This window comes from Rhizobium sp. 007 (assembly GCF_015353075.1).
Classification (GTDB): Bacteria; Pseudomonadota; Alphaproteobacteria; order Rhizobiales; family Rhizobiaceae; genus Rhizobium.
This window is the reverse complement of the sequence record NZ_CP064187.1, coordinates 3,203,923-3,224,725: the sequence shown is the minus strand read 5'-3', so window position 1 is coordinate 3,224,725 and position 20,803 is coordinate 3,203,923. Positions and strand designations below refer to the sequence as shown.

At 60.3% G+C, this 20,803-nt stretch carries 18 protein-coding genes; 5 read left to right on the top strand and 13 right to left on the bottom strand.

The window, feature by feature from the left end:
• Nucleotides 1-2: 2 nt before the first annotated feature.
• Together ISN39_RS15840 and ISN39_RS15835 are read left to right on the top strand one after the other, a co-directional pair.
• On the top strand, nt 3-1,034 hold the full coding sequence (locus tag ISN39_RS15840; RefSeq protein WP_183926888.1) for a peptidoglycan -binding protein: 1,032 nt from the start codon (nt 3-5) through the stop codon (nt 1,032-1,034).
• A gap of 172 nt (nt 1,035-1,206) precedes the next feature.
• Nucleotides 1,207-2,844 (top strand): FAD-binding dehydrogenase, encoded by a 1,638-nt coding sequence (locus tag ISN39_RS15835; protein WP_194728161.1) that lies wholly within the window; start codon nt 1,207-1,209, stop codon nt 2,842-2,844.
• A gap of 30 nt (nt 2,845-2,874) precedes the next feature.
• Here ISN39_RS15835 and ISN39_RS15830 read toward each other — a convergent pair whose 3' ends face one another.
• Together ISN39_RS15830 and ISN39_RS15825 are read right to left on the bottom strand one after the other, a co-directional pair.
• Nucleotides 2,875-3,063, bottom strand: coding sequence for a YegP family protein (locus ISN39_RS15830; protein WP_039846052.1), 189 nt, complete (start codon nt 3,061-3,063; stop codon nt 2,875-2,877).
• Nucleotides 3,064-3,129: 66 nt separating this feature from the next.
• Nucleotides 3,130-4,113 carry a tripartite tricarboxylate transporter substrate binding protein gene (locus tag ISN39_RS15825; RefSeq protein WP_194728160.1) on the bottom strand — a complete coding sequence of 328 codons (984 nt, stop codon included), beginning with the start codon at nt 4,111-4,113 and terminating at the stop codon, nt 3,130-3,132.
• 235 nt (nt 4,114-4,348) lie between these two features.
• Between ISN39_RS15825 and ISN39_RS15820 the strand changes: the two genes are divergently transcribed.
• A complete protein-coding gene (locus tag ISN39_RS15820) occupies nt 4,349-5,566 on the top strand; it encodes an adenylate/guanylate cyclase domain-containing protein (RefSeq protein WP_194728159.1) in 1,218 nt (405 codons plus the stop codon).
• Between the two features lie 3 nt (nt 5,567-5,569).
• Here ISN39_RS15820 and ISN39_RS15815 read toward each other — a convergent pair whose 3' ends face one another.
• The gene (locus tag ISN39_RS15815; RefSeq protein ID WP_246763241.1) at nt 5,570-7,372 is read right to left on the bottom strand and encodes an ABC transporter transmembrane domain-containing protein; all 1,803 of its coding nucleotides are present in this window, start codon (nt 7,370-7,372) and stop codon (nt 5,570-5,572) included.
• A gap of 192 nt (nt 7,373-7,564) precedes the next feature.
• Here ISN39_RS15815 and rpmE point away from each other — a divergent pair, with 192 nt between their 5' ends.
• A complete protein-coding gene (gene rpmE, locus ISN39_RS15810) occupies nt 7,565-7,786 on the top strand; it encodes a 50S ribosomal protein L31 (RefSeq protein WP_027508080.1) in 222 nt (73 codons plus the stop codon).
• 627 nt (nt 7,787-8,413) lie between these two features.
• On the opposite strand, the gene ISN39_RS15805 is transcribed toward rpmE, so the two are convergent.
• From ISN39_RS15805 to ISN39_RS15795, 3 genes are all read right to left on the bottom strand, one after another.
• On the bottom strand, nt 8,414-8,929 hold the full coding sequence (locus ISN39_RS15805; protein ID WP_022715797.1) for a DUF1465 family protein: 516 nt from the start codon (nt 8,927-8,929) through the stop codon (nt 8,414-8,416).
• A 366-nt stretch (nt 8,930-9,295) separates the two neighbouring features.
• A complete protein-coding gene (locus ISN39_RS15800) occupies nt 9,296-9,484 on the bottom strand; it encodes a DUF1192 domain-containing protein (RefSeq protein ID WP_022715796.1) in 189 nt (62 codons plus the stop codon).
• Between the two features lie 21 nt (nt 9,485-9,505).
• Nucleotides 9,506-10,786, bottom strand: a complete 1,281-nt coding sequence (locus ISN39_RS15795; protein WP_074069622.1) for an MFS transporter — start codon at nt 10,784-10,786, stop codon at nt 9,506-9,508.
• Nucleotides 10,787-10,957: 171 nt separating this feature from the next.
• Here ISN39_RS15795 and ISN39_RS15790 point away from each other — a divergent pair, with 171 nt between their 5' ends.
• On the top strand, nt 10,958-11,122 hold the full coding sequence (locus tag ISN39_RS15790) for a hypothetical protein (RefSeq protein WP_022715794.1): 165 nt from the start codon (nt 10,958-10,960) through the stop codon (nt 11,120-11,122).
• Here the strand turns inward: ISN39_RS15790 and ISN39_RS15785 are convergent.
• The 7 genes from ISN39_RS15785 to tkt all read right to left on the bottom strand — a co-directional run bounded on the left by ISN39_RS15785 (nt 11,119) and on the right by tkt (nt 20,646).
• Nucleotides 11,119-12,036, bottom strand: coding sequence for a PhzF family phenazine biosynthesis protein (locus ISN39_RS15785; RefSeq protein ID WP_194728157.1), 918 nt, complete (start codon nt 12,034-12,036; stop codon nt 11,119-11,121). The genes ISN39_RS15790 and ISN39_RS15785 overlap by 4 nt on opposite strands.
• A 273-nt stretch (nt 12,037-12,309) precedes the next feature.
• Complete coding sequence (locus tag ISN39_RS15780; protein WP_194728156.1) at nt 12,310-13,335, bottom strand: class I fructose-bisphosphate aldolase; 1,026 nt, start codon at nt 13,333-13,335, stop codon at nt 12,310-12,312.
• A gap of 204 nt (nt 13,336-13,539) precedes the next feature.
• Nucleotides 13,540-14,739 carry a phosphoglycerate kinase gene (locus ISN39_RS15775; protein WP_074069619.1) on the bottom strand — a complete coding sequence of 400 codons (1,200 nt, stop codon included), beginning with the start codon at nt 14,737-14,739 and terminating at the stop codon, nt 13,540-13,542.
• 71 nt (nt 14,740-14,810) lie between these two features.
• Nucleotides 14,811-16,673, bottom strand: a complete 1,863-nt coding sequence (locus tag ISN39_RS15770) for a potassium/proton antiporter (protein ID WP_074070420.1) — start codon at nt 16,671-16,673, stop codon at nt 14,811-14,813.
• Between the two features lie 294 nt (nt 16,674-16,967).
• Nucleotides 16,968-17,474, bottom strand: coding sequence for a GNAT family N-acetyltransferase (locus tag ISN39_RS15765; protein WP_194728155.1), 507 nt, complete (start codon nt 17,472-17,474; stop codon nt 16,968-16,970).
• 125 nt (nt 17,475-17,599) lie between these two features.
• A complete protein-coding gene (gene gap, locus ISN39_RS15760; protein WP_194728154.1) occupies nt 17,600-18,610 on the bottom strand; it encodes a type I glyceraldehyde-3-phosphate dehydrogenase in 1,011 nt (336 codons plus the stop codon).
• A 62-nt stretch (nt 18,611-18,672) separates the two neighbouring features.
• Nucleotides 18,673-20,646 carry a transketolase gene (gene tkt / locus ISN39_RS15755; RefSeq protein ID WP_194728153.1) on the bottom strand — a complete coding sequence of 658 codons (1,974 nt, stop codon included), beginning with the start codon at nt 20,644-20,646 and terminating at the stop codon, nt 18,673-18,675.
• Nucleotides 20,647-20,803 lie beyond the last annotated feature (157 nt).

The following is a 20,803-nucleotide window of genomic DNA, read 5'->3' as shown; positions in this document are numbered from 1 at the left end:
CCATGGCGCTCGCCCGAAACCGCCGCCGCCACGGCGAAATGAACTACTGGCCGGGTTTCGTCGACGCACTGTCGACGCTGCTGATCGCCATCATGTTCCTGCTGACGGTTTTCGTCGTCGGCCAGTTCATACTAAGCCGCGAGATTTCCGGTCGCGACGAAGTGCTGACCCGCCTCAACAGCCAGATCAACGAACTGACGCAGCTGCTCGCGCTTGAGAAGGGCAGCAAGCAGGACCTTGAGGATTCCGTTGCCAATCTGCAGGCATCTCTCGCGACCGCTGAAGGTGACCGCTCGCGGCTGCAGGCATTGCTCGATGCCGGTTCCGGCGGAAAGGATGCGGCACAACAGCGCATCGGCGGCCTGACAAAAGAACTCGACGAACAGAAGCAGTTAAGCGACCGGGCGCTCAGCCAGGTCGAAATTCTCAACCAGCAGATTGCGGCCCTGCGCAGCCAGATCGCAGCCGTCGAGGCGGCGCTTCAGGCATCGGAGCAGAAGGACCAGAGTTCGCAGGCGAAGATCGCCGATCTGGGCCGGCGGCTGAATGTTGCGCTGGCGCAGCGGGTTCAGGAACTCAATCGCTACCGCTCCGACTTCTTCGGCCGCCTGCGCGAGATCCTGTCCGACCGCGAAAACATCCGCATCGTCGGCGACCGTTTCGTCTTCCAGTCAGAGGTTCTGTTCCCTTCCGGCAGTTCCGATCTCAATCCTGAAGGCACGACGGAGATGACGAAACTTGCCACTGCGCTGCTTGATCTTTCCAGGGAAATCCCGCCGGAAATCAACTGGGTGCTCCGGGTCGACGGCCATACCGACAATGTGGCGCTTTCCGGGGCCGGCCGCTTTCGCGACAACTGGGAGCTTTCCTCGGCGCGTGCCATCTCCGTCGTCAAATACCTGATTTCGCAGGGCGTGCCTTCCGACCGGCTCGTTGCGGCAGGTTTTGGCGAATTCCAGCCGATCGCGCCCGGCGATACGCCAGAAGCCCGCGCCACCAACCGCCGCATCGAGCTCAAGCTGACCGAGAAATAGTTGGTGATAGGCACACCTGCCCTTTCCAGCCGCAAGGGACGGGCGGCCCCACCAAAGGTTCTGCCACCCATTCGAAATCATCGATGAAAAATTCGCGATGGGAAGTCCTGCGGTTGCATTGACGTTTACGTGTGCGTAATTTCATGCCGATGGATGCGGGGAGGCGTTCGGAATGGAATATGACGTGCTGGTCGTTGGTGCGGGTCTTGCCGGGCTTGTTGCTGCGGCGGAAGCGGCAGATCGGGGACGCAAGGTCTGCATTCTCGACCAGGAGGGCGAACAGAGTCTCGGCGGGCAGGCCTTCTGGTCGCTGGGCGGCCTTTTTTTCGTTGACAGTCCCGAGCAGCGCCGCCTGGGCATTCGCGACAGCCTCGATCTTGCCAGGCAGGATTGGGCGGGTTCGGCAGGCTTCGACCGGCCCGAGGATTACTGGCCGCGGCTTTGGGCGGACGCCTATCTCGATTTTGCGGCGGGCGAGAAACGCTCCTTTCTGCATCAACAGGGCATGCGCTGGTTTCCGGTCGTCGGTTGGGCGGAGCGCGGCGGCGGCATGGCGCATGGTCACGGCAATTCCGTGCCGCGCTTTCATCTGACCTGGGGCACGGGGCCCGCCGTGCTTACGCCATTTGTCCGGCGCGTTCGGGAGGCAGAGGCGAGAGGGCGCGTCACATTTGCCTTCCGCCACTGCGTGGACGAGCTCATGGTCGAAAATGGCGCCGTCTGCGGCGTCCAGGGGACGATCCTCGAGCCCGATGCTGCGCCGCGTGGCAAGGCAACGGTTCGCAGGGCTGCCGGAACATTCGAATTCCGTGCGGGCGCCGTCATCATCACTTCCGGCGGCATCGGCGGCGACCACGATCTCGTGCGCCGGAACTGGCCGGTAGAGCGTCTTGGTCCTCCGCCTGCGTCGATGGTTGCGGGCGTTCCCGCTTATGTCGACGGCCGCATGTTGGCGATCGGCGAGCGTACCGGCGCGAGCATCATCAACAGCGACCGCATGTGGCACTATACGGAAGGCGTGAGGAACTGGGATCCGATCTGGGCGAACCACGGCATCCGCATCCTTCCCGGTCCGTCGTCCTTCTGGAGCGATGCCGACGGCAACCGTTTTGCTCCGCCGGCGATGCCGGGCTTTGACACGCTTGCCACCTTGAAGGCGATCCGCGCCAGCGGGCATGATTATAGCTGGTTCATTGTCACCAAGGCGATCATCAAGAAAGAGTTCGCGCTTTCGGGTTCGGAGCAGAACCCCGACATCACCGGTAGGGATATTCAGTTGCTTTTGAAACGGCTCGGCAAGAACCCGCCCGGGCCGGTGCAAGCCTTCATGGAGAAGGGCGAAGATTTCATCGTCCGCAAGACGCTCGAAGAACTGGTCGAAGGCATGAATGCGCTGACCGGAGAAAACCGGCTCGACACTGCGCATCTGCGAGGGCAGATCGAGGCGCGCGACCGGGAAATCGACAATGCCTATTCCAAGGATGCACAGGTAACTGCCATTCGCGGCGCCCGAAATTACATTGGCGACAAGCTGTTGCGGACGGCAAAGCCGCACCGGCTACTGGATACCAAGGCAGGGCCGTTGATCGCCGTGCGGCTGCATATCCTGACGCGAAAGTCGCTGGGCGGTCTGCAGACGGATCTTTCGGCGCGGGTGATCAGTATAAATGGTGATGCGGTGCCGGGTCTCTATGCCGCCGGCGAGGTCGCCGGTTTCGGCGGAGGCGGCATGCACGGCTACAAAGCGCTTGAAGGAACTTTTCTCGGCGGTTGCATCTTTTCGGGCCGGGTGGCGGGAAGAGCCGTATGAGGCGGCGCCTTTCGAGCGCCGCCAGTCTCGTTAAGCCGTTGCCTTGGTCTGGTCGTCGACCGTTGCGTCGGGCGCGTTCTTCTTGATGGATTCAATGGCGCTCAGCGCGGATGCCTTGGCCTTGTAGCCCTCCGAGTTGAACATGGATTCGCCGTTCGAAGCCTTGAAGCGGAAACGGAATTCGCCAGCCTTATCCTTGTACACTTCAAACTTATACATCGATTTTCTCCCAATTATCAGGAAGTTGTCTCGGTAACGGGAGACAATCTAGTGCAAAAGTTGAGTCTATTCCATCTGGATATTCGCACCCTTGACGATGGGTCCCCACTTGGCCAGTTCGGCCTTCACATGTGCGCCAAGTTCCTCCGGCGTGGAGCCGACGATCGTGGCGCTGAAGTCTTTCATGCGTTCGGCAACGGCCGGGTCCTTCAGAGCCTTGTTGGCGGACGCGTTGAGCTTTGCCACAACATCCGCGGGCGTATTCGCCGGCGCGAAGAGCGCGTTCCAGGTATAGGTCTCGTAACCCGGAACGCCGGACTCAGCGATGGTCGGAATATCCGGGAAGGATGGAGCACGTTTCGCCGTAGTGACCGCCAGCGCCCGCAGCTTGCCGGACTTGATGTGGCTGGACGACGACGGCAGGTTATCGAACATGATCGATACCTGATTGCCCAGCAGATCGGTCAGCGCCGGGCCTGCACCCTTATAGGGGATGTGCTGCATCTTGACGCCGGCCATCGAATTGAACAATTCGCCGGAAAGATGAAGCGGCGTGCCGTTGCCGGAGGAAGCATAGCTCCATTTGTCCGGCTCGGCCTTCAGCATCGCGATCAGTTCCTGGACGTTCTTTGCAGGCAGCTCCGGATTGACGACGAGCACGTTGGGCACGATGACGAGCAGTGAAACCGGCGCGAAATCCTTTTCCGGATCGTAAGGCGTGGATTTAAGGATCAGCGGGTTCAGCGCGTGCGTCGCGACCGTTCCCATCAAGATGGTGTAGCCGTCCGGTTCTGCACGAGCCACGTTGCCCGCACCGAGATTGCCGCCCGCACCGGCGACGTTCTGGACGATCACCTGCTGACCAAGGTCTTCCGACATCTTCTCGGCGATGATGCGCGCCACGACATCGGTCGACCCGCCGGCGGCAAAGGGAACGACGAGCGTAACCGCGCGCTCCGGAAACCCTTCGGCATGCGCGGCTCCGGCGCTCAAGGCCGCAAGCAAGCCGAGGCCGAGTGCCATGCGGCGGGTCATATTGAAAAGTGCCATTCGATTCTCCTCCCGGAATTCAGCGATGATGTCGCCCGACTGCATCAAATCGGGCAAAAGGAGGGTAGGGCGGAGGCGGATAAAAGCAACCGAAAGCCGCCACATGGAATTGCAACTTTAGTCGCTGAGGTAAACTATCCGACTATTGATATTACAATCCGTCCTCCGATAACCATCTATGCGAAAGACGCAATCGAATGTGTACGCTTGGCGGGACGAGATCGTGGAGTTTGACATGCAGCCGGTATCCAATCCATTTCCGGCAGTTGAGAACGAGGAGGACGGTCTTTGGCCGGTGCGCCGGCACAAGATCCTCGACTGGCTGATCAATGAAACGCGCAACCAGCGGTTCATCGACAATATCTTAGTGGAGATGTGCGAGCGGCTGCAAGCTTCGGGCATTCCCGTCGCCCGCGCGACGATGCATTTCCGGACGCTGCATCCTCAATGGCTCGGCGCGCGCATCCTCTGGCGTCCCGGCTTGCAGGAAGCAAAGATCACCACCTTCGGCTACGGCGTCGAGACAACGTCGCAATTCCTGAACAGCCCGATCAACGAGATCTTCAGCGGCGGTAGGGAAGTGCGGCAGAGTCTCGAAGGCGAAGTTGCTTCCTATCCGCTCTATGGCGAGTTGCAGGGTGAGGGGCTGACGGACTATGTGGCCTGGCCGATGGAGCACACGCTCGGAAAACGGCACGTGATTACCTTCTCAAGCGACACGCCAGGCGGCTTTAGGGAAGACCATCTGATTTTCCTCAAGGATCTTTTACCGGCGCTCACGCTTGTCACCGAAATCCGGATCAAGAACATTCTTGCCCGCACGCTGCTGCAGACCTATGTCGGGCCGCATGCCAGCGAGCAGATTCTTGCAGGCGCCACGACCCGCGGCAGCGGCGCAACGGTCGGCGCAGCGATCCTCATCTGCGACTTGCGCGACTTCACGACGATCTCCGACTTATGGCCGCGCGACGATGTCATCGAACTGCTCAACGCCTATTTTGATGCCATGTCGGAGCCAATCGAAAAGCACGGCGGCGAAATCCTGAAATTCATGGGCGACGGCTTGCTCGCCATATTTCCGCTGACCAATCCGGATGCCTGCATCAATCTTCTCCGGGCGATCAAGGAAGCGCAAGCGGCAATGACCGAGCTCAATCTCTTCAACGCGGAACGGGGACATGTGGAGCTGCGCTATGGCGTCGGCGTGCATGTGGGGGATGTCATGTACGGCAATATCGGCTCGCGCAAGCGGCTCGATTTCACCGTCATCGGCCCGGCCGTCAACATTGCATCGCGGCTGGAGAGCCTGACTAAGGAAATTAAGCGTCCGGTGCTGCTGTCGAAAGCCTTCGTCGAAATGGCAGGGTGCGAAAGCGACCTGGAAAGCCTCGGATCCCACCCGCTGCGCGGCTTGGATGAGCCTGTGGATGTCTACGCGTTTCCTCAGGAGTAGCGTCTATTTGGCGGTAGTCAGGAACTCTTCTGCACCTGCATCGAACTGCAGCTTCGCCAGCTTGGCATAGATGCCGCCGTGGCGGATCAGGCTCTGATGCGTGCCTTCCTCGACGATGCGGCCCTGATCCATGACGAGGATGCGGTTGGCCTTCAAAACGGTCGCAAGGCGATGGGCGATGACGAGCGTCGTGCGGCCGTGCATGAGACCGTCGAGGGCCTTCTGCACCAGCGTTTCACTCTCGGCGTCAAGGGCTGACGTCGCTTCATCGAGCAGGAGGATCGGGGCGTTCTTCAGGATCGCGCGGGCGATGGCGATACGCTGGCGCTGGCCGCCGGAAAGGGTAATACCGCGCTCGCCGACCTCGGTGTCGTAGCCCTTGTCCAGCCTCGCGATGAATTCATCGGCCTGGGCGGCAATCGCTGCGGCGCGTACGTCCTCGCGCGTCGCGCCGGGGCGGCTGAAGGCGATGTTGTCGTGGATTGAAGCGGCAAAGATGGTGACGTCCTGCGGCACGATCGCCATGCGTTCGCGCAGATTGCCGGGCGTTACTTCGCGCGCATCGATGCCATCGATCCCGACGCTGCCCTGCTGCGGATCGTAGAAGCGGAGCAGCACAGAGAAGACGGTGCTCTTGCCGGCGCCTGATGGGCCGACAATGGCGACGGTCTCGCCCGGCGTCACATTGAAGCTCAGGCCATGCAGCGCCGATTTTCCGGGGCGTGACGGATAGGCGAAGTGCACGTTCGAGAATTCGACGCGTCCTAGGGCCGGAACGGGCAGGGTCTCGGGCTTTTCCGGTGCTGCGATCGTCGAGACTTCGTCCAGCAGCTCGGTCAGCCGGTCGGCGGCGCCTGCCGCTTGCGAGAGTTCTCCCCAGACTTCCGACAAGGCGCCGAGAGAGCCGGCGGCGATGACCGAATAGAGCAGGAACTGCCCGAGCGTGCCGGCGGACAGCGTTCCCGTCAGCACATTGTGCGCGCCAACCCAAAGGACAGCAACGACGCTGCCGAAGATCAGGGTGATCGCAATGCCTGTCAAAAGCGCGCGCGAGCGGACGGCGGAGCGTGCTGCCTCATAGGCGGATTCGACGGCAGCGCCGTAGCGGCTTGCGGCCGCATCCTCGCCGTTGAAGGCCTGGACGGTGCGCGTGGCAGCAATCGTCTCGTTGGCAAAGGCGGAAGCTTGGGCGAGCGTATCCTGCGCGGCACGGGAGCGCTTGCGCACGGACCGCCCGAAGCCGACGAGCGGGAAGACGATCAGCGGGATTGCGCCGAGCACAAGACTTGAAAGCTTCGGCGAGGTCACGATCATCATGCCCATGGCACCGAGACAGAGGATCAGATTGCGAAGCGCCACCGAGGCGGTGGCGCCGACAGCCGATTTGATCTGCGTGGTATCGGCCGTCAGGCGTGACACAATCTCGCCGGACTGGTTGACATCGAAGAAGGAGGGAGAAAGCCGTGTGACATGCGCAAAGACATCCCGGCGCAGGTCTGAGACGATGCGTTCGCCGAGCGTGATGACGAAATAGTAGCGAAAAGCGCTTGCGGCCGCGAGTATGGCGGAGATGACCAACAACATGGCAAAGTAGCTGTTGATGAAGGTGCCGTCAGCTTGCGTGAAGCCATGATCGATCATGCGGCGCACGGCAAGCGGAAGTGTGAGCGATGTCACGGCGGCAACGATAAGCGAAACCAGCGCGCCTGCGACGATGCCGCGGTAACGCTTCACATAGGGTGCCAGCCTTCCGAGCGGCTTCAAGGAACGCGACTTCTTTTCCGCGGTCTGCACTGCGTTTGCCAAATCATCTCCAATCGCCCCAATACCGCTGATCAGCGGTTTGTAGGCCCTTGTTATCCGGGCGGCCTTCATGTATAGGCACCGCATCCGAATGGGAAGCCGTAGCCTTAGCGACTGCGGCTTCATTTATTCAATCGGTTCTCTTGCCGCAATGACTTGCGTCAAATTGGACCCTGGCATCGCAGGAAGATTGTTATGAAGGCTGATATCCATCCCGACTACCACGTCATCAAGGTGGTGATGACCGATGGCACCGAATACGAAACCCGCTCGACCTGGGGTTCGGAAGGCGCTGTCATGAACCTCGAAATCGATTCCAAGTCCCATCCGGCCTGGACCGGCGGCAACCAGCAGCTCATGGACCGCGGCGGCCGCGTGTCCAAGTTCAACAAGCGCTTCGGCGGCCTCGGCCTCTAATCGCTTCTGCGGTACGGAATTTGAAAAGGGCCCGGGTTTCCGGGCTTTTTTATTGCTTGAACCTGAATGAGTGCCGGGGCATGCAAGCTGCAGTTCACGATCTTCGATGAGATACAGCGGCAACAAATCGCCGCGCGACGAATAATCCGAGTAATCTGCACGTAGTGGCTGTTCATTGATCATGATAAGCAGGCATCCTTTAGCTTGCGGATATCTTGCAGCACTTTTCCATGCGCTGGACGTCCCGTTTGAACTTTCCGGATTGAACAGGCGTCAGCACAGATCAGCGGCCAAGATCGTCGAAGAGGGCGCAGGCATTTTCGAACCGCTTGCCTTGGCCATCTCCGGTTCCTTCATTGCTTTTTCCGTGGAACGCTTCGGCACACTTCAAATGGCAGGCGATGCTCGTTGGCACCGCATCACCAGAAGACGGATTGCGTCGGAAACGGAAACCCCATCGCTTCGAGGTCGGCAGTCGCCTTCTCTATTGTTTCTGTATCTATATTCTCGCGCGCACCACGGCATGTGCGGACGTCGCCTTCCTCCTGGATGTAGCGACAAGCAGTATGCAACAAAAAACCGGCCGCGTATCACGCAGCCGGTTCCATCTTTAGCCTATGCAAGCTCTCAGTTGTTGCCGAAAGCCGTTTGTAGAAGGCTCAGTTGTGCCTGGACGCTGTTCTGATTGTCCGGAACGATCGGCGCTTCATTCGGGCGATAGATTTCACGGTCGAGAAGGGCAACGCGGTTCTGGAGGCGCAGCGAGCGTTCGACGAGATCGCGGAAGGCTTCCGGCAAATCGCCCCAGCCCGGAGCATTGCGGTCCACGTTGAACCCGTCGAGGCGGACCTTGTTCTTTTCAGCGAGAACCTGGTCTCGCGACATCTCGCCGTTATTGACGGCACGCTGCAGGAGCAGCCAGGACGCCATCTGCATCAGGCGGGTCGTGAGGCGCATCGATTCGGCAGCGTAGAGAACAGAAGCCATGCGGGGCAGAACCTTGGATGCGGCGCGGCCATTGCCATCCAAATAGGCGGCAGTTTCCTCGACCAGCGACATGCCTTCCGCGTACAGTGTCTTGAACTGCGAGGATGCGGCAACGCGGCCCGCAAAACTGATGGTGTTCAAACCGAGTTCCGACATTCAAATGGTTCCTGTTGCACGCGTCTACATATGTTCAGGTAACGCCAGCCTGAAACAAAAGTTTCAGAGGCCTGTCTTTATGTCTTTAGGATGGTATCTTTAGCCCAAATGCGCAAGGCGTTTCTTAAGAAAAGGTTAACTTCCACAGTTTCGTGGGAAATCGGCGCCGGCGCAAAAAGAAGAGCCGCAAAAGCGGCTCTCAAGGTAAAACAGGGAGAAAAATCAGACCAATTCGCCGCATGGAAAACTGTCTGAGATCCAGACGAAATCTGGATAAGAACAGTAATATCTCATAAAGCTTAATATTCTATTAACATTGTTTCGTATTAAGACTTGCGGCAGCGGTTATTCGCCTTTGATCGAACGCTAGGAGCGAAAAAGGCTTTCGGCTGCGGCGCGGCCCGAAGCCTTCCTCGTGACTTCGGCCTCTATGCGGGTAATCTCCGCCTTCAGCTGTTCGACACGCTCCTTCAGCTCGTCCACGGAAAGCATGGAGAGATCGGATCCGATTTCGTAAGCCGCCTTCTTAGGCAGGTCATCGTCAATGAAGCTCATGAGCAATCCTCCGTCCGGTTCTCAGCCGTATTTTACAGCAGGATCGTCGCTTTCGGGAGGCTTGTTCGACATGGGCTCGACAAGCGACATGCTTTCGGGCGTCAGCATCTGCGAGGTGCCGGTCGGCATCGTCGTGTAAGTGTCGCGTTCGCTTGCCGGCACTGCGGCGCGAATGCGGCTGCGGATGATTGCGTAAGCGGTGATGAAGACATGCGACAGCGCCGTGACGAGGAAGAGTGCGTGCGGGCTTGTCATCGCCATCACAGGGCCGCCGATCGTTGGTCCGATCACCGTCCCGATACCATAGAGCAGCAAGAGCCCGCCGGAAACCTTCACGAAATCCTCGGCGGAGGCGAAGTCGTTCGCATGCGCTACGGCGATCGGATAGAGCGTGTTGGCAACTGCGCCGTAGAGGATGACAAGGCCGATCAGAAGCGCGGGCGAAGAGGGATGCAACACCACGATCAGAAGGCCCGCGACCGCGGCAATCGCCGACATGACTGCCAGAACATACCGGCGGTCGACGCGATCGGAAAGGCGGCCGGCTGGAAGCTGCATCAGCGCACCGGCGAAAATGGTGGCGCTCATCATGATTGCGATGCTGGCATCGGAAAGTCCCGCACCTGCCCCGAAAACCGCGCCGAGCGTGCCGTAGGCACCGTTGGCGATGCCGACCATCAGGATGCCGAGGCAGGAGACAGGCGAGTTGCGGTAGAGCGCAGGCAGGTCGAGCTTCACGGCTTTCAGCGGCTGCGGCGAGGCTGCGGTCGAGAGCGTCGTGGGCAGCATGGCGATGCAGTAGAAGATGCCGCAGACCATGAAGAGCAACGGCGTTCGCACGTCTTCGAGCGGGATCATCATCTGGCCGCCGACGACGCCGAGAAGGGTGATGCCGATATAGAGCGAGAAGATTGCACCGCGGCTTTCGTTCGTGGCGCGCTCGTTCAGCCAGCTTTCGATGATCATCGAGGTGCCGGCGGTCGAAAAGCCGGTGACGGCGCGCAGCGCGATCCACCAGATCGGATCGATGATGATGCCGCTCACAAGGGCGATGATGGCGATGATCGAGATGAAGCCGGAGAAGGCGCGCACATGTCCGACGCGCCGCACCAGTTTGGGGGCGACGAGGCAGCCGACGACAAAGCCCGCCGCCCAGGACGTGCCGAGCAGGCCGAGCGTGGTCGTGGCATAACCTTCGAGGTTGCCGCGGACGGGTAGCAGGATGCCCTGCAGGCCATTGCCCATGAAGAGGAAAAGCGTTCCGAAAAGCAGCGCGGCGACGGACAGCAGATTTCTTCTCATTTCCAAATTCTCGGCAAGTTCGATTTAATAAGTCATAAGACAAGACGCTGCCCGCCCTGTCCCAATGGTGTTGATTATGGTTCGGAATGCCGTTACGGCATGAAGAAGTGCTGTGTTCGCGCGGAATAATGTCCGTCCTGTGACATTCTGAAATATTGGAAAAATAATGCCATGACAAAGCTTCTGGCGCTGTTGCTCGTCCTTGCCATGGTTATACAGATCATCAAGCCGCTGGGGTTGCCCGGTTTGCGGCAACGGATGGACTTCTGGAAGATTGCGCTGATTGCGTTTGCCGTTTGGGCGGTCGCGCTTCTTGGCCGCGACCTGATCGCCTAGACGGTGATCTCACCGCGCATGACCGGCACGCAACTGCCGGAAATCGCGACGTCCGTCACGACGCCATCCTTCTTGACGACATCGACTTCGATGATGCTGCGCCGGCCCATCTCGACACCTTGCTCGATCGTCACACGCCGGGTCACGGTTTGCTCCGGTGCGAGTGAGACGAGATGGGCGGAGAGTGCCGCCGAAGCGCTGCCTGTCGCCGGATCCTCGGGAACGTTGTCTAGTGGCGCGAACATGCGGGCGCGGATCGTCCAAGGCTCGTCCGGCGAACGGACATAGACGAAGAGCGAGAAATCGTGATTGCTTTCAGCGTTCGGGCCGGCAGCCTCTTGGAAATGCGTGAGATTCGGTCGGGCGGCGCCAAGCGATGCCAGACCGTCGAGTTCGGCAACCGCAAAGGTAAGGCCGACGGAGACGAAAACCGGCTGGTGGGTCGATTTGACGATTGTGCTGCGGTCGATGCCGATGCAGCGCGCAATGGTTTCTTCGCAGACGGCAGCCCCGATATCCAGAGGCCGAGGTGCACGGATCGTTGCAGCAGTTACCTGACCTTCAATACGCCGAAGCGCCACTTCGACCAGACCGGCCTTTTCTTCGAAACGCAGCGTGTCGCCGACCGGCCTGCCGAAGATCTCCTGCTGCTGGCCGAGAACATAAGCTGTACCGACATTCGGATGACCTGCGAAAGGCACCTCCATCGTCGGCGTGAAGATTCGGACATTCGCCGTGTTGGCGGGATCCTTGGGCGGCAGGACGAAGGTGATTTCGGAATATTTGAATTCCGCTGCGATCTTCTGCATCGTCTTGGGGCTGAGTTGCTCCGCGCCGGTGACGACCGCGAGCGGATTGCCTTCAAAACGGTTAGAAGTGAAAACGTCGACGGTCGTATAAGAAAGGACAGTCATTGCGGCTCCGATATTTTGGAAGCCGCAACAATGAGTCATGTCCTTCGATCGCGAAAGCGCAATCTTGTCGCCGTGACAATGCAAGAATTGAGCTTGGCGAGCTTGCGCCGCCCTCCTGCATTCCTGTGCTTGTCACAGGAACGAAACCACGCAGCGTCCGCGCCGTGAATGGTTCTCTTCATCATTCATTTCGAGTCATCGCGCCATCGGCATGGCGCGGCTGGACCCCGTGACAAGCTCACGGGGCCGCGTCGCAAAGGCACTCAGTGGCGGCTACGCCGCCTTTTCGAGTTCCTGTTTCCAACTGCCCTTGGCCGCAAGGCTGTTCATTTCGGCGCGGTGGCTGAAGGCGCGTTGGCCGGCGGCGACGTTTTCCTGTTTTCCGCCCCACGCCTTCAGGGCCGTATCCTGCAGTGCGCGGCCATAGGAGAAGGTGACCTTCCATGGCAATTCGAATCCGGAATTGATCGCCGAGAGGTGAGCTGTCGCCTCTTCGGTGGATTGACCGCCGGAAAGGAAGGCAATTCCGGGAACGGCGGACGGAACAGTGCGCTTCAAAACCTGGACAGTGCGTTCGGCGACTTCCGCGACGGATGCCTTGCGGGCGTTCTTGCCGTCAATGACCATGTTTGGCTTCAGGATCATGCCTTCCAGGCTGACGCGTGCATCGGCAAGTTCTTCAAAGACGGTGCGCAGCGTCCATTCGGTGACTTCGGCGCAGCGGTCGATATTGTGGTCGCCCGGCTTGCCGTCCATCAGGCATTCCGGCTCGACGATCGGCACGATACCGGCTTGCTGGCAGAGCACGGCGTAGCGGGCGAGCGCATGAGCGTTCGCTTTCATCGAACCCCAGGTCGGCAGCGAGGAGGAGATGGCGATCACGCCGCGCCACTTGGCGAAGCGGGCTCCGGCTTCATAATATTTGGCAAGGCGGTCGGCGAGGCCGTCGAGGCCTTCGGTGATCGTTTCGCCCGGATACTTCGCCATCGGCTTGGCGCCGGTATCGACCTTGATGCCGGGAATGCTGTCTGCAGCCTTGATGATGTCGACGAAGGGCGTGCCGTCGGCCGCCTTCTGATAAAGCGTCTCTTCATAGAGGATCACGCCCGAGATATACTTCTTCATAGCCTCTTCGGAGCGGAAGAGCATTTCGCGATAATCGCGGCGGCTCGTTTCAGTGGATTCCAGGCCGATCGTATCGAACCGCTTTCCAATCGTACCGGTCGATTCATCGGCGGCAAGCAGCCCCCGGCCACCCGCTACCATCTTTGCTGCAATGTCTTCCAGGCGTTCGCTCATTTTTACTCTCTCCACGACAAGAAAATCGGCAACCATGCATATAGGTCGGCGATAACAGAAGTTTATAGGCAGGAGAATGGAGCGCTAAGTCATTGAAACGATTGAAATCATTTCAATCGTTTGAAACTTTGAGATTTTTTTCGCGGCCTGAGCAAAAGACCGCCGAAGCCTAAACGCTTCCAGATTGCCAAATCAGCCGGGCGCTTACTTGCCGGAAAGAACGGCAACGCCCGGCAGGACCTTGCCTTCCATCCATTCGAGGAAGGCGCCGCCTGCGGTCGAAACATAGCTGAAGTCATCAGCAGCACCGGCATGGTTCAGTGCCGAAACGGTATCGCCGCCGCCTGCGACGGAGGTGAGCTTGCCAGCCTTGGTGCGTTCGGCAGCGTATTTGGCCGCTGCGACCGTCGCCTTATCGAAAGGCTCGATTTCGAAGGCGCCGAGCGGCCCGTTCCAGACCAGCGTCTGGGCGCGCTCGATCCAGGCCTTGACCACCTCGACCGACTTCGGACCGACGTCGAGGACCATGGCATCTTCGGGAATGGCGTTGATGTCGACGGTCTGGTTGGCGGCACCTGCCTTGAACTCGCGTGCGACAACGCCGTCTTCCGGCAGAATGATCGCGCAGCCGGCTGTCGCGGCTTCGATCATGATCTGCTTTGCGGTTTCGCCAAGGTCATGCTCGCAGAGCGACTTGCCGACATTGGTGCCGCGGGCGGCGAGGAAGGTATTGGCCATGCCGCCGCCGATCACCAGGGCATCGACCTTCTTCACGAGGTTCATGAGCAGATCGATCTTGGTGGAAACCTTGGCGCCGCCGACGATGGCAACGACCGGGCGGGCCGGACTGCCGAGGCCTTTTTCGAGCGCCTCGAGCTCCTGCTGCATGGTGCGGCCGGCATAGGCAGGAATGAGGTGGGCAAGGCCCTCGGTGGACGCATGGGCGCGATGCGCGGCGGAGAAAGCGTCGTTCACATAGATGTCGCCATTGGCAGCGAGCGCCTTGGTGAACTCCGCGTCGTTCTTTTCCTCACCTTTGTGGAAGCGGGTGTTTTCGAGAAGCAGGATATCGCCATCCTTCATTCCGGCGACGGCCGAAGCAGCGGCTTCGCCGATCGAGTCCGATGCCGTGGCAACCGGCTTGCCGAGCACCTTTGAAACGTCCGGCGCGATCAGCGAGAGCGAGAGGTCCGGTGAGGGGCCTTCTTTCGGGCGGCCGAAATGCGCAAGCAGAACAACCTTGGCCCCCTTCTTCGACAGTTCGAGGATCGTCGGCGCAACGCGTTCAATGCGCGTCGTGTCGGTCACCTTGCCGTCTTTCACGGGCACGTTGAGGTCGACGCGGACGAGAACACGCTTTCCGGCGATGCCGCTGAGGTCGTCGAGAGTCTTGAAAGCTGGCATGGGACTATCCGTTCGTTATTTGCCTTGGAAGGTGGCCGACCATAGCAAGGATGCCTCAAGACGCAAGGCGTTCAACCGTGGTTTTCACGCGCGTTTTCGTCACGGTCCGGCACGCCCTTGGCCGTTGCGGCTTCCGGGTTTTTGCGACCCTTGAGGCGGTCGCGGATACGCTGGACGATGTCATGCAGATTGATGAAGATCGGCAGCGTGATGGCAGGCTCGACAGCCTCGAGCGACATGCCGACCGAGGTGATATGGGCCTGGTCGTCGAGGTCGCGGACGATCAGGATGATCGAGCCGAGACGGACGCGATCGGCATAGTCCGCCTTGCCGCCAAGGCGCTGCTTCATCAGTTCGGCGATCGTCAGCCCCTTCTCGGATTCATTCAGCAGGCCCGGGCCGTAGGCAGCATCGAGATCGGCTGCGGGGCGGGCAGGGGAGAGCGCGAAGGCACCAAAGAACTCGGCATCGTCCGCATCCACCGGCGCGCGACTGGCGAAAAGCCGGTCAAGCAGACGCGAGTGGCTCGGCACGATGAACAGATAGACGAGATCGTTCTCGCGCAGCCGCCCGGCGTATTGATAACGCATCGACTTGCCGTCGCGAATGACGAGCGAAGGCGTTGCCCAGCGCGGGATGCGCTCGCCGCGAAGGATCGGGCTGTCCTTGATGACGCGATAGGAAAGTAGCTCGTGGTTTGCCGCACCCGGCAGGTCGACCTCGACCTTGTCGACGGCACCCATGCGCGGGGGAATGATGAGGCCGAGCTTCTTGGCCACCGGCTTGATCGTCCAGCCCTGAATCAGCAGCGAGACCAGCACAATGATGAAGGCGGTGTTGAAATAGATCTGCCCGTTCGGCAGCCCGCCGAGGATCGGCATGATCGCGAGCAGGATCGAAACTGCGCCGCGAAGCCCGACCCAGGCGACGAAGCCGATCTCCTGCTGCGTATAGTCGAAAGGCAGGAGCGAAAGCCAGATGGCGAGCGGACGGGCAACGAAGATCAGGAACAGCGCCAGTGCAACCGCTGGGAGGATGATCGCCGGAAACTGCGAGGGCGTCGCGAGCAGGCCGAGCACGAGGAACATGATGATCTGCGCGAGCCAGGTCATGCCGTCTTGAAAACGTTTGATCGATCCCAGCGCCGGAAGCTTGCGGTTTCCGGCATAGATGCCGGCGACATAGACGGCCAGGAAACCGCTGCCGCCGACGGCGCCTGCGAAGGAAAACACCAGCATGGCAAGGCCGAGCACGAAGATCGGCGTGAGGCCGCGGTCAGTGTCCAGACGGCCGACGACCTGCGCGATCATCATGCCGCCGAGCAGCCCGAGGATGACGCCAAGGCCCATTTCCTGAATGAACACCGCGAGCATGCCGATATTGATGCCGGCATAGCCTTCGCCGCTGGCAAGCAGTTCGACGAGGGCGATGGTGAGGAAGATCGCCATCGGATCATTCGTGCCGGATTCCACTTCGAGCGTCGAGCGCACCTTGTCGCGGATGTTGATGCCACCGATGCGCAGCAGGAAGAAGACGGCGGCCGCATCCGTGGAGGCGACGATCGAGCCGAGCAGCAGGCCTTCGAGCCAGGTGAAGTTCAGCAGCCACATGGCGACAACGGCAAAGAGGCCGGCGGTCATCAGCACGCCAACGGAGGCAAGCGTCAGCGAAGGTATAGCCGCGAGCTTGAAGGCTTGAATCGGCGTGCCGAAGCCGGAATCGAAGAGAATGATGGCAAGTGCGATCGAGCCGAGGATATAGGCGAGGTAATTGTTGCTGAACTCGATGCCGAGCCCGTCTACACCGGCAATCAGGCCGATTGCCAGGAAAAGCAAAAGCAGGGGAGCGCCAAAGCGGAAGGCGAGCAGGCTTGAGAAGGCCGCAAGAAGCACAAGCGCCGTCGATACCAGTACGACGATGTAGAATGCTTCCACGTCCAACCCCTTTCATTGCCCGCCGCAATCCGCCCCGGCATGCCGCTATTTCCGCCCTCCACGCTTCATTCCGCCTGCATCAGTAAACGGCAAAACAGGTCGGAAGGGTAGGCCTTGTGGCTTAACCTCGCTTGCCTGCGGCTTCATGCTGCTGAACGGCGCGCCGGACGGCTGGCCGGTGGGGATGCTACGGGAGAGATTCTCTATGAAGAACTTATAGGTAAATCAGGCAAGAGCAGGGCAAGGAGAAGAGGACTGCAATTTTTTGCTTTTCGAAAGGTCGTTAGACGCCGCTCAAATTTTCTTCACCGCGAAGCACTTCTGGATTCTATCCACGAGCGTGCCATCCCGGAGCGGCACCTTTTCAATCGTCCTATATGTCTGGAAGCCCATCTTCTCATAATAAGCGAGTCCGGCAGTGTTGTCGGCGCGGATGGTTGCATTGATGAACGCGACGCCGCGCTCTTCGGCGGCGGACAAGGTCGCGGCGAAGAGCTTGGTACCGACGCCGGGTATCTTCGGGCTCAGGCGAGCAAAGGTTCCGATGTCGGCCCACCCTTTCGGTAGGTTTTCGTAAAGGCTCAGGAACTGAAATCCTGCAATGCCAGGCCCGGCCCGTGCGACGTGGCATGTCAGTGCGGACTTGCCGGTGATGAACCAGTCGGTCAGCTCCTTTACGGAGAGTGGCTCCTCCAGAGCAGTGGTGCCGCCAACTTCGATTATCTCGTTGAGGAGCACACAGAGCTCCTCTGCGTCGTCTGCGCTTGCCTTTCGAATATCGAGATATTCCACGATCTTCATCCTCGTTCTGCCGGCATGGGCAGATGCATGCCGTTTTTGCCGCAAGGGACTTGATAGCTCGGGCAGTGCTCAAAACAAAAGCGGCCCGCTTTCGCAGGCCGCCTTCCTAATCCGCTTCGCAAAACTTAGATGAGTTTCGCAAACGCAACGGCCGTGTCGGCCATGCGGTTGGAGAAGCCCCACTCGTTGTCGTACCAAGTGAGGATTCGGACGAAATTGCCTTCCATGACCTTGGTCTGGTCGATTGCCAAGATCGAGGATTGGCTGTCGTGGTTGAAGTCGCGGGAAACCAGCGGCTCCTCGGTGTAGCCGAGAACGCCCTTCAGCTTGCCGTTGGCGGCAGTCTTGATGGCTTCGTTGATTTCCTGAACCGTGGTTGCCTTCTTGGCGACGAACTTGAAGTCGACGACGGAGACGTTCGGGGTCGGGACGCGGATCGACGTGCCGTCGAGTTTACCCTTCAGTTCCGGCAGGACAAGGCCGACGGCTTTTGCCGCACCGGTCGAGGTCGGGATCATCGAGAGTGCGGCAGCGCGGGCGCGGTACAGATCCTTGTGCATCTGGTCGAGCGACGGCTGGTCGTTGGTGTAGGAGTGGATGGTCGTCATGAAGCCGTGGTCGATGCCGACGGCGTCGTTCAGCACCTTGACGACCGGAACCAGGCAGTTCGTCGTGCAGGATGCGTTGGAGATGACCATGTGCTCCTTGGTGAGCTGGTCGTGGTTGACGCCGTAGACGACGGTGAGGTCAGCGCCGTCGGCAGGCGCCGAGATGAGGACGCGCTTGGCGCCGGCGGTGAGGTGGGCCGCGGCCTTGTCGCGCGCGGTGAAGATGCCGGTGCATTCCATCGCGATGTCGACGCCGAGTTCCCGGTGCGGCAGCGTCGCCGGGTCCTTGATCGCCGTCACCTTGATCGGCTTGCCATTGGCGACGATGATCGTGTCGCCTTCGACCTTGACGGCTGCGGGGAAGCGGCCGTGGATCGAATCATAGCGCAGCAGGTGGGCATTGGTTTCGACAGGGCCGAGGTCGTTGATTGCGACCACCTCGATGTCAGTGCGGCCAGATTCGACGATCGCGCGGAGAACATTGCGGCCGATGCGGCCAAAGCCATTGATGGCAACCTTTACAGTCATTTGCATTCACTCCCTAGATATGGGGCTTGCGGATGAGTGGAGAGCGCCGGAACGCTCCCCCTTTAGAGCTTGGCTTCTGCTGCGGCGACGACGGCTTCCGCCGTGATGCCGAAATGCTTGTAGAGTTCCTTGTATGGGCCGGAGGCGCCGAAGCTCTTCATGCCGATAAAGGTGCCTTCCGGGCCGATAAAGGCGTCCCAGCCTTCGCGGACGGCGGCTTCGACGGCGATCTTGACCGGCGACTTGCCGAGGACCGCATTGCGGTAGGCTTCCGGCTGCTCGAAGAAGAGTTCGGTGCAGGGAACGGAGACGACGCGGGTGGAAATGCCCTTGCCTTCCAGCGTCGTGCGAGCGGCGATGGCGATCTCGACCTCGGAGCCCGATGCGAAGATCGTGACCTTGGCATCATCGGAGCCGGCGAGCGTGTAGGCGCCCTTAGCCGAGAGGTTCTTCTCGCTGTATTCGGTGCGCACGGCCGAAAGGTTCTGGCGGGTGAGCGCCAGGCCCGACGGACGGTTTGGCGTCGTGATGGCGATCTGCCAGCATTCGGCGGTTTCGGTGGCATCAGCAGGGCGGAAGATCATCAGGTTCGGAACGGCGCGCAGTGCGGCGAGCTGTTCGACCGGCTGGTGCGTCGGGCCATCTTCCCCGAGGCCGATCGAGTCATGCGTCAGCACGTGGATGACGCGGATGCCCATCAGCGAGGCGAGGCGGATCGGCGGGCGGCAATAATCCGAGAAGATCAGGAAGCCGCCGCCGTAGGGGATCAGGCCGCCGTGCAGCGAGATGCCGTTCATGGCGGCCGCCATGCCGTGTTCGCGGATGCCGTAATGCATGTAGCGGCCGGAGAAGTCGGTCGGGGTAATCGACTTCATCTGGCTGGTCTTGGTGTTGTTCGAGGGCGTCAGGTCGGCGGAGCCGCCGAGCGTTTCTGGCAGGAAGCCGTTGATAACTTCGAGCGCATCTTCCGAAGCCTTGCGGGTCGCGACCGTCGGCTTGGTTTCGGCAAGCTTCTTCTTGTATTCGCTGATCGCTGCATCGAAGCCGGGCGGCAATTCGCCGGCAAAGCGGCGGGTGAACTCGGCCTTCTTGTCGGAGGCAGCGAGGCGGCCCTCCCAGGCCGTGATGGTTTCGGCAGAACGGGTGCCCGCCTTGCGCCAGGCTTCCAGAATGTCGGCCGGGACGGTGAAGGCTTCGGCGTCCCAGTTCAGCGCCTCGCGGGTAGCAGCGATTTCATCTGCGCCGAGCGGGTTGCCGTGCACCTTGTGGGTGCCCTGCTTGTTCGGCGCGCCGAAGCCGATGATCGTCTTGCAGGCGATCAGTGTCGGACGGTCGGATTTCTGCGCGGCTTCGATAGCGGCGGCAACGGCAGCCTGGTCGTGACCATCGACTTCGATCGTGTTCCAGTGCGCTGCCTTAAAGCGCGCGACCTGGTCGGTCGAATCCGACAGCGATACGGCGCCGTCGATGGTGATCGAATTGTTATCCCAGAAGACGATGAGCTTGTTGAGCTTCAGGTGGCCGGCGAGTGCGATGGCTTCCTGGCTGACGCCTTCCATGAGGCAGCCATCGCCGGCGATCACATAGGTGTAGTGGTCGAGCAGGTCGGGGCCGAACTCCTCGCGCAGCTTGCGCTCGGCGATCGCCATGCCGACCGAATTCGCGATACCCTGGCCGAGCGGGCCGGTGGTGGTTTCGATACCGGTCGCATGGCCGTATTCCGGATGGCCGGCTGTCTTATAGCCGAGCTGGCGGAAATTCTTGATGTCCTCGATCGACATGTCCGGATAACCGGTCAGATAAAGCAGCGAATAAAGCAGCATGGAGCCATGACCGGCCGACAGCACGAAGCGGTCGCGGTTCGGCCAGTGCGGCTGCTTGGGATCGAAGTTCAGGTATTTCGTAAAGAGAACGGTGGCGACATCCGCCATGCCCATCGGCAGGCCCGGATGGCCCGAATTTGCCTTTTCGACGGCATCCATGGAGAGAAAACGGATCGCATTCGCCATCCGGTCATGTTGTTCGGGAGAGGTCATGGCTTTTCCACGGGGTTCCGGTGTCGGGAGATGGCCTCGAGCCTTCTGAAGGCCATCGATGAAAGCGGGTGAGACATAGCAGTTGGAACGGCCAAGTCAATAAATTGCGGGCCATATCCGGGCCGGGTGCGACGATTTTTGACATTTGATCGTTGAG

Coding starts and splice junctions, on each gene's coding strand:
- ISN39_RS15800 (WP_022715796.1), bottom strand. CDS start 9,484: ATGAGCTTCATTGACGATGACCTGCCTAAGAAGGCGGCTTACGAAATC.
- gap (WP_194728154.1), bottom strand. CDS start 18,610: ATGACTGTAAAGGTTGCCATCAATGGCTTTGGCCGCATCGGCCGCAAT.
- ISN39_RS15765 (WP_194728155.1), bottom strand. CDS start 17,474: ATGAAGATCGTGGAATATCTCGATATTCGAAAGGCAAGCGCAGACGAC.
- ISN39_RS15780 (WP_194728156.1), bottom strand. CDS start 13,335: ATGAGCGAACGCCTGGAAGACATTGCAGCAAAGATGGTAGCGGGTGGC.
- ISN39_RS15825 (WP_194728160.1), bottom strand. CDS start 4,113: ATGGCACTTTTCAATATGACCCGCCGCATGGCACTCGGCCTCGGCTTG.
- ISN39_RS15830 (WP_039846052.1), bottom strand. CDS start 3,063: ATGTATAAGTTTGAAGTGTACAAGGATAAGGCTGGCGAATTCCGTTTC.
- ISN39_RS15840 (WP_183926888.1), top strand. CDS start 3: ATGGCGCTCGCCCGAAACCGCCGCCGCCACGGCGAAATGAACTACTGG.
- ISN39_RS15775 (WP_074069619.1), bottom strand. CDS start 14,739: ATGCCAGCTTTCAAGACTCTCGACGACCTCAGCGGCATCGCCGGAAAG.
- ISN39_RS15785 (WP_194728157.1), bottom strand. CDS start 12,036: ATGACTGTCCTTTCTTATACGACCGTCGACGTTTTCACTTCTAACCGT.
- tkt (WP_194728153.1), bottom strand. CDS start 20,646: ATGACCTCTCCCGAACAACATGACCGGATGGCGAATGCGATCCGTTTT.
- ISN39_RS15795 (WP_074069622.1), bottom strand. CDS start 10,786: ATGAGAAGAAATCTGCTGTCCGTCGCCGCGCTGCTTTTCGGAACGCTT.
- ISN39_RS15820 (WP_194728159.1), top strand. CDS start 4,349: ATGCAGCCGGTATCCAATCCATTTCCGGCAGTTGAGAACGAGGAGGAC.
- rpmE (WP_027508080.1), top strand. CDS start 7,565: ATGAAGGCTGATATCCATCCCGACTACCACGTCATCAAGGTGGTGATG.
- ISN39_RS15790 (WP_022715794.1), top strand. CDS start 10,958: ATGACAAAGCTTCTGGCGCTGTTGCTCGTCCTTGCCATGGTTATACAG.
- ISN39_RS15805 (WP_022715797.1), bottom strand. CDS start 8,929: ATGTCGGAACTCGGTTTGAACACCATCAGTTTTGCGGGCCGCGTTGCC.
- ISN39_RS15835 (WP_194728161.1), top strand. CDS start 1,207: ATGGAATATGACGTGCTGGTCGTTGGTGCGGGTCTTGCCGGGCTTGTT.